The sequence below is a fragment of the Novosphingobium aromaticivorans DSM 12444 genome (assembly GCF_000013325.1).
GTDB lineage: Bacteria > Pseudomonadota > Alphaproteobacteria > Sphingomonadales > Sphingomonadaceae > Novosphingobium > Novosphingobium aromaticivorans.
Genome location: NC_009427.1, coordinates 480,764 through 487,268, shown reverse-complemented (window position 1 = coordinate 487,268; position 6,505 = coordinate 480,764). Strand labels below are relative to the sequence as shown.

Here is a 6,505-nt window from a genome sequence, read left to right as displayed (position 1 = left end):
GTTGCGTCGAGACATATGCACCGCGCCATGACCACGACCGTGCAAGATTTCGACCCCGAGGTTCCCGAAGACTTCGACAGCCCGCATGCCGAATATGCGCGCCTGCGCCGCGAGTGTCCCGTTGCGCATACCAATGGCCTGGGCGGGTTCTGGGCGCTGACGCGCTATGAGGACGTCAAGCGCGCGGCTTCCGATTCGACCACGTTCATCACTTCGGTGCAGAACGTGGTGCCCAAGGTGGCATTTACCGGACGCCGCCCTCCGCTACATCTCGATCCGCCCGAGCACACGCCCTATCGCAAGGCGCTTAACCCGCTGCTCTCGCTCGAGCGTTCCGAAGCGTTTGCCGGAAAGGCGCGCGAGCTGACGCGCAAGCTTCTGGCACCGATGGTGGAGAACGGCGGCGGCGACATCTGCGTCGAGCTTTCGAGCTATCTGCCCGTCCACGTCTTCGGCGAATGGATGCGCATGCCGGAGGAATGGCTCGACACGCTGCACGACGCGGGTCGCGCGTTCATTCTTGCGGTCCATTCGAACACGCCGGAGCGGATGAAGGAAACGTCGCTGCGGCTCTACGACATGGCGCGCGGCCTGATCGCCGTTCGTCGGGAAAACCCGCAGGATCCCGCGCTCGATCCGACAAGCGCATTGCTTGCGGCCCGCCACGAGGGCGAACCTCTGCCCGAGGAACTGCTGGTGGGCACGGTGCGGCAGGTGCTGGTCGTGGGCATGGTCGCGCCGATGGTCATGATCGGCAACATCTGCGTCCACCTCTCGCGCGACAAGGCGCTGCAGCAGCAGCTTCGTGCCGATCCCTCGCTGGTGCCGGCGGCAATCGAGGAATTCCTGCGGCTCTACACGCCCTATCGCGGATTTGCCCGGACGGCGGTGTGCGACGTGGATATGGGCGGACGCACGATCCCCAAGGACGAGGCGATCGCGCTGGTCTATGCATCGGCAAACCGCGACGAGGACGTGTTCCCGGACGGCGACAAGTTCATCCTCAACCGCCCCAACATCGCGCAGCACCTGGCTTTCGGTCGCGGGCCGCATAATTGCCCCGGCGTGCATCTGGGACGGATGCAGCTTCGCGTGGCGCTGGAGGAAATCCTGGCCGCAACGCGCGAGTTCGAGCTTTCCGGGCCGGTAAGCGTGAGCCGCTGGCCCGAGGTCGGCGCGCTTTCGGTGCCGCTGCGCTTCGTTTGACGTGCGGGCGCGATTGTCAGCGCCCCGGCAGTCGCGCTAGGCAGGCACGATGAACCACGCCACAGACGCCGACGAGGCCGCCGATACCCGGGCACCGACGCTCGATGACGTGGCCAGCCGCGCGGGCGTTTCGACCGCAACCGTCAGTCGCTTCGTCAACAACCCGTCGGTCGTCGCCGCCGCGACGGCCGAGCGCATCCGCGATGCGATTGCCGCGACCGGCTATATCCCGAACCTGCTGGCGGGCGGGCTTGCGTCGAGCAAGTCCAAGATGGTCGCGGTGCTGATCCCCTATCTCACCGACTCCATCTTCAACGACACGATCCAGGCGATGGTGGAGGAACTCTCCGCCGCAGGGACGACGGTGATGCTGGGGCTGACCGGCGTTTCGGAATCGCGGACCGAAGACCTGATCCGCGCAGCATTGAGCCGCCGGGTCGATGCCATCATCTTCACCGGACCGGTGACGCCTCAGGTGGAACAGATGGTGCGGCGTTCGCCGGCGCTGTTCATCCAGGTGTGGGACCTGCCCGAAGATCCCATCGGCATCGCGGTCGGCTTCAGCCACGAGGCGGCAGGCAGCGCGGTGGCGCGGTTCGTCATCTCGCGCGGCTACCGCAGGCCCCATCTCGTCACGGCGAAAGGATCGCGCGCGCAGATGCGGCGCACCGGATTCGTCGGGGCGTGGGAAGCGGAGGGCTCGGGGCCGTTCACCGAATCCTCGGTCGAAGTGCCTTCGCGCTTTGGCCACGCGCGGCGCATCTTTGCAGAGATCCGCCGCCTTCCGGAAATGCCGGACGTGGTGGTGTGCGGGTCTGACCATCTGGCGCAGGGCGTGATTGTCGAGGCGCTTGCCGCGGGCCTCAAGGTGCCCGAGGACATCGCCGTGGTCGGCTTTGGCAACAGTTCGATAGCGGGCGAAATGCGACCGACGATCACGTCCGTCGAAGTTGACGGCGCGCGGATCGCCCGCGAGGCCATCGCTGCAATCCGGCGCAAGGCCGACAAGTCCACCCCGCCCGAGCGGTGGATTGACGTCGGCTTCCGCTTGATCGCGCGCGAAAGCGCATAAGCGGCAGACGTGCGGGAGCGGAGCCTTGTGGCCCCGCTCCTTCGGGATCAGGCCTGGGCGCGGGTGCGTTCCGAGAACCGCTGCTCGTCCTCCGAGCGGGCGCGCTGGAGCTGGAAGTCGAACGCGATGTGGGCGGTATCGCCCTGGCGGCTCGGCACCGGCAGCAAGCCCTCTCGCGTGCCGAAGGCGAAATCGTCGGCCGCGAAGGGGTCGTCGCCGAAGTTGATCTGCGTGGTCAGCGTGCGGTAGCCCGGCGCCTCGACGAAGAAGTGGACGTGCGCTGGGCGATTGCCGTGGCGGCCGAGCGCCTGCATCAGCACGTCGGTGGCGCCACCCGGCGGCACGGAATAGCCATGCGGCATCTTGGAGCGGAAGGCGTAGCGACCGTCGGCGGGGACGCGGATGCGGCGGCGGTTGTTGAACGGGGTCTGCTCGCTCGTGGGATCGAAGTGCGAATACCAGCCCTTGCTGTTCGCGTGCCAGACGTGGAGGATCGCGTCCTTGACCGGCTCGCCATCGGGGCCGGTGATCGTGCCGGTCATGTGCAGCGTGTCGGTATCGTCGGGGTCGGAAGTCAGGTCCACTTCGTCACTGCCATCCACCAGCGGTGCACCAGCGACGTAGAGCGGGCCTTCGATCGTGCGCGGGGTTCCGCCGGTGAGGCCGGCTTCGGCGTCCTTGGCGTCCATGTAGAGATCGAGGAAGTGTTCGAGGCCGATGCCGGGGACGATCAGGCCGATCTCGCCGGCGCCATCGGCAAGATAGCGGGTCGCCTGCCAGAACTCGCTTTCGGACACGTCATGCTTGACGATGATGTCGGCCGTTGCCTGGAGAAGGTCGCGCATGATCGCCTTGAGGCGGGGATTGCCGCCTGCGCAATCAAGACCGCAGGCGCGATCGAAGAGCTTCTGCACGGAATCGGAACTGGCGAAGGTGGCAGGCATCGGACTACTCCCGTTATGTGGTGATTTCAGCGATCGTCGTCGCGAATGGAAGAGGGGTGCCGGCAAAGCGGCGTGACCTTGATGGTCATGAAGGGATAGAGCGGCAGTCCCATGAGGATCTCGTGCAGGCGCTCGTTGCTTGCCACATCGAAGATCGACAGGTTGGCGTATTGTCCGGCGACCCGCCAGATGTGGCGCCATTCGCCGCTGCGCTGAAGTTCGTGGGAATAGGCCTTTTCGACGGCCTTGATCCGTTCGGCCTCTGCCTTGTCGAAATCCAGCGGGATATCGACGGTCATTTCGACCTGGAACAGCATGGGTCAGGCTCCTTGCAAGGCGAACTGGGTTGCGGTGCGATCGCGCCGGAAGTGTTCGACGCGGTCTTCGTCGAGGGCGATGCCGAGACCGGGCCCCGCCGGCACTTCGAGCGAGAAATCGGCGTAGGTGAGGGGGCGCTCGAGGATTTCCTCCGTGAGGAGGAGCGGGCCGAAAAGTTCGGTGCCCCACTTCAACGCCGGGAAAGTGGCAAAAGCGTGGGCCGATGCGATGGTACCGATGGCGCCTTCGAGCATGGTGCCGCCATAAAGGCCGATGCAGGCCGCATCGCCGATCTGCGCCACCGCGCGCGCCGCATCGAGCCCGCCGGACTGCTCGATCTTCACGGCGAAGACATCGGCGGCGGCGGCGCGGGCGAAGTCCATCGCGCTGGCCGGACCGGTAAGGCTCTCGTCAGCCATGACCGGGACCAGCCCCAGCGCGACGAGGCGGGCCATGCCATCGCGGTTGTGGCGGATGATCGGTTGTTCGACGAGGTCGCATCCCGCATCGGCCAGCATGGCAAGACCGCGCCGCGCCGTGGGTTCGTCCCACGCCATGTTGACGTCGACGCGGACCGAAGCCCGGTCGCCGAGCGCAGCCTTGATCGCGCCGACATGGGCGACATCCTGTTCGATCGGGCGCTTGCCGATCTTGAGCTTGAACGCGTCGTGTCGGCGCGTGTCGAGCATCTGCTCCGCCTCTGCGATGTCGCGCGCGGTATCGCCGCTGGCGAGCGTCCAGAGCACCGGTAGCGAATCCACGCGGCGGCCGCCAAGGAGTTCACTGACCGGAAGGCCAAGTCGCTTGCCCTGTGCGTCGAGCAGCGCGGTCTCGATCGCGCACTTGGCGAAGTGATTCCCGACGACGTGGCGGGCGACGAGCGCCATGGCCGCGGCGGGGCGCGTGGCATCCTGCCCGGCAAGAAGCGGGGCGAAGTAGGTGTCGATGGCGGTCTTGATCGTTTCCGGGGCTTCCGGGCCATATGCGAGGCCGCCGATCGTGGTCGCCTCGCCCAATCCGACGATACCATCGGAGCAGGTCAGGCGAACCAGGCAGATCGTCTGGGCGTGCATCGTGGCCATGGCCAGCACGTGCGGACGGATGGTCGGCAGATCGAGAAGAATCGTCTCGATGCCGAGAATCTGGGGGTTGGCGAGCGCGGTCATGGGCCACAGGACTAAGCGTTGCGCCGCCGCGCGGGAAAGACTAGTTCAATCTGATATCATGCCCCAAAGGTATCAGGGAGTAGGTATCATGGAGATACGGCACCTGCGCTATTTCCTTGCCGTGGTGGAGATGCGCGGATTCACACGCGCGGCCGATCACCTTGGCGTGTCGCAGCCGCCGCTCAGCCGCCAGATCCGCGATCTCGAGGTCGAACTGGGCGTGGACCTGTTTGAACGCGGCACGCGGCCGGTGCAACTGACCGAGGCGGGGCGACTTCTGTTTGAGCAGGCGACGCCGGTTGTCGCGGCTCTCGATCAGATCAAGCCCACGATCCGGCGCTGGAAGCAACTTCGCCGTCCACGCTTTGCCGTGGGGGTGGTCGGCTCGATCCTTCATGGCGACATGCCGGCGATGATCCGCCGCTTCCGTGCGATGATGCCCGAAGTCGAAGTGGAACTGATCGAAATGATCACGCTGGAACAGGTCGCCGCGCTCAAGACCGGCAGGATCGATGCCGGGCTGGGCCGAGTGCGGATCGACGATCCGGCAATCGTGCGCGAGGTTCTGTTCGAGGAACCGCTGATGGTGGCGGTGCCGGTGGATTCGGCGCTGGCCGAAGCACAGGGGCCGGTGCCGATCGCGGCGCTGGAGGGCGAACGGGTGATCCTCTACCCAAGTCAGCCCCGCCCGTCCTACGCCGACCAGGTCATGGGGCTGCTGGCGCGCAATGCGGTGGTCCCGGCGGCGTCGCGCGAAGTGCGCGAGGTACAGACCGCGCTTGGCCTCGTCGCGGTGGGCGAAGGGGTGGCGATCGTGCCGGAAGCGTTGAGTCAGACCCGGCACGGCAACATCGTCTATCGCCCGCTGGAAGGCATCGGTGTAGTATCCCCCGTGATCCTGAGCCAGCGCGCGGCCGATGGCAGCGCCGCTGCAAGGGCATTCCGTGAGGCTGGCCGGGAGACGTGGCCTAATCCCGGGCCAAGTCCGGATGCGCGGTCCTAGCTTGCGGCGATGTGGGTCAGCACGGCCCGTGCAAACAGTTCAGGGCATTCGACGTTGGACAGGTGCGCGGCCGGCAGCGTGGCTAGGCGGGCATCGGCGGCGGCATCCACCAGGAAGGTGGCGTCGGTGACCGTGGTTGCGGCATCGGCTTCGCCGGCGATGACGAGTGTCGGCACGCGGTTCAGCACGGCAGTGGGACGCTGGTCCATGTCGCGGATGGCGGCGCAGCAGCCTGCGTAGCCCTGCGGATCGTTGGCGAGAAGCATCTGCCTGATCCATTCCGCCTCGTCCGGGCGCGAGGCAAGGAAGCCGGGGGTAAACCAGCGACCGAGCGAGGCTTCGGCAAGCGGAGCCATGCCATTTGCCAGCACGCCTTCCAGCCGCTGCTGCCACGCTGACGGCGGGGCCATGCAGGCCGAAGTATTCGCGAGGACCAGGCGGAGCAGGCGCTCGGGCGCGCGATGGGCCAACCATTGGCCAACCATGCCGCCCATCGACAGACCGCAGAAGTGCGCGCGATCGATTTCGAGCGAGTCGAGCACGGCGAGGGCATCGCGGCCGAGCCGGTCCATCGAGTAGGTTCCCGCAGGCGACTGGGACAGGCCTTGCCCGCGCCCGTCGTACCGCACGAGGCGGTAGTCGGCCGCGAAGGCGTCGACCTGGGGCCTCCACATGTGCATCGTCGTGCCCAGCGAGTTCGACAGCAGCAGGGCGGGTGCATCCTTCGGACCACGGCATTCCACCGCGATGCGCGTACCGTCGTCGGCGGCGACGAAACGGGTTTCGGGCTTCATGG

Annotated in this window: 7 protein-coding genes; 3 read left to right on the top strand and 4 right to left on the bottom strand. The window is 66.6% G+C overall.

From position 1 onward, the window contains the following. The first annotated feature begins 27 nt into the window (after nucleotides 1-27). Nucleotides 28-1,206 (top strand): cytochrome P450, encoded by a 1,179-nt coding sequence (locus tag SARO_RS20035; protein ID WP_041551821.1) that lies wholly within the window; start codon nucleotides 28-30, stop codon nucleotides 1,204-1,206. 49 nt (nucleotides 1,207-1,255) lie between these two features. Beyond that, entirely contained in the window at nucleotides 1,256-2,278 is a 1,023-nt protein-coding gene (locus tag SARO_RS20030; RefSeq protein ID WP_011907069.1) for a LacI family DNA-binding transcriptional regulator, read from the top strand. Between the two features lie 47 nt (nucleotides 2,279-2,325). Here the strand turns inward: SARO_RS20030 and SARO_RS20025 are convergent, their stop codons facing one another. Genes SARO_RS20025 through SARO_RS20015 form a run of 3 tightly spaced genes read right to left on the bottom strand, consistent with a single transcriptional unit; the run spans nucleotide 2,326 to nucleotide 4,706 of the window. Continuing rightward, complete coding sequence (locus tag SARO_RS20025; protein ID WP_011907068.1) at nucleotides 2,326-3,222, bottom strand: catechol 1,2-dioxygenase; 897 nt, start codon at nucleotides 3,220-3,222, stop codon at nucleotides 2,326-2,328. A 26-nt stretch (nucleotides 3,223-3,248) separates the two neighbouring features. Next, a complete protein-coding gene (gene catC, locus SARO_RS20020) occupies nucleotides 3,249-3,539 on the bottom strand; it encodes a muconolactone Delta-isomerase (RefSeq protein ID WP_011907067.1) in 291 nt (96 codons plus the stop codon). A 3-nt stretch (nucleotides 3,540-3,542) separates the two neighbouring features. Next, nucleotides 3,543-4,706, bottom strand: coding sequence for a muconate cycloisomerase family protein (locus tag SARO_RS20015; RefSeq protein WP_011907066.1), 1,164 nt, complete (start codon nucleotides 4,704-4,706; stop codon nucleotides 3,543-3,545). 88 nt (nucleotides 4,707-4,794) lie between these two features. Between SARO_RS20015 and SARO_RS20010 the strand changes: the two genes are divergently transcribed. Next, on the top strand, nucleotides 4,795-5,709 hold the full coding sequence (locus SARO_RS20010) for a LysR family transcriptional regulator (RefSeq protein WP_011907065.1): 915 nt from the start codon (nucleotides 4,795-4,797) through the stop codon (nucleotides 5,707-5,709). On the opposite strand, the gene pcaD is transcribed toward SARO_RS20010, so the two are convergent. Further along, nucleotides 5,706-6,503, bottom strand: coding sequence for a 3-oxoadipate enol-lactonase (gene pcaD, locus SARO_RS20005; RefSeq protein WP_011907064.1), 798 nt, complete (start codon nucleotides 6,501-6,503; stop codon nucleotides 5,706-5,708). The two genes, SARO_RS20010 and pcaD, sit on opposite strands and share 4 nt — an antisense overlap. Nucleotides 6,504-6,505: the final 2 nt, after the last annotated feature.